This is a genomic window from Kitasatospora sp. NPDC001159, from assembly GCF_053598235.1.
The window spans coordinates 1-1,213 of sequence record NZ_JBSFJV010000291.1 but is presented as its reverse complement, the minus strand read 5'-3'; the positions used below and the strand labels follow the sequence as shown (position 1 = coordinate 1,213).

The following is a 1,213-nucleotide window of genomic DNA, read 5'->3' as shown; positions in this document are numbered from 1 at the left end:
CTAGGAGCGTGTCTCAGTAACAGGCAACCCACCTGCGTCTCGTGATCATTCGTGCGGGATGATCCCGGTGTGCATGGCGAGGATGGGCTGTTCGAGATCGAGCCGGTCGAGGTGGAGCGGACGCCGGGTCGTGCGGCAGCGGTAGACAAGACGTTCCGGGTGTTCGACCCGCATCAGGTCCTGCTGCTGCCGCCATCGCTGGACGACTGGTTGCCCGAGGGCCACCTCGCCCGGTTCGTCGCGGACCTGGTCGACGAGGTACTCGACCTGTCCTCGATCCTGGCCGACTACACCGAGAAGCGGGGCTACCCGCCCTACGACCCCAGGCTGATGGTGCGCCTGCTGATCTACGGCTACACCACCGGCGTCCGCTCCTCCCGAGCGATCGAGCGCAAGTGTGCCGACGATGTCGCGTTCCGGTTCCTGGCCGCCGACCAGGCCCCGGACTTCCGCTCGATCGCCCGGTTCCGCCGCCGCCACCTCGACGCCTTGGCCGACCTGTTCACCCAGTCGCTGCACCTGGCGACCAAGCTCGGCATGGTCAAGATGGGCCGCGTCGCCCTGGACGGCACCAAGCTCGAAGCGAACGCCTCCAAGCACAAGGCCATGAGCTACAGCCGCCTCATCGACAAGGAAGAGCAGGTCGAGGCCGAGATCGCCGACCTGGAGACGATGGCCGCCGCGTTGCTGGCCGACGCCGAAGCGAGCGACACGGCCGAGGACCAGATCTTCGGTGTCGACGGCAAGGACACCGACCTGCCCGCCGAGCTGGACCGCCGCGAGAAGCGCCTCGCCAGGATGCAGGCCGCCCGCGCCCAGATCGAGGCCGAAGCCACCGAGAAGGCACGCGCGCATGCCGAGGAGAAGGAACGCCGCCGCCAACAACGCGCCCACGCCTATGACGAGCAGGCCGTCACCGAGGCCGGGCAGAAGGCCGCGGCGAAGGCCCGCCCCAAGCCGAAGGCCCAGGCCAACTTCACCGACCCCGACTCCCGGATCATGAAGAACAGCGACGGCGCCTACATCCAGGCCTACAACGCCCAGGCCGTCGTCGACGAGGCCCACCAGGTCATCACCGCCGCCGACGTGACCTGCAACGCCTCCGACGCCCTGAACTACACCACGATGCTCGACCAGTCCGCCCAGAACACCGGCCGCCACCCCAAGCAGGCCCTCGTCGACGCCGGCTACTGCTCCGAGACCAACCTCGAAG

General features: G+C 68.3%; 1 protein-coding gene. It reads left to right on the top strand.

Annotation, left to right across the window (positions count from 1 at the left end):
- Positions 1-111 precede the first annotated feature (111 nt).
- Positions 112-1,213, top strand: a 1,102-nt coding sequence (locus ACWC9T_RS41945) for an IS1182 family transposase (RefSeq protein WP_449826269.1), incomplete at its 3' end; no start/stop codon positions are given.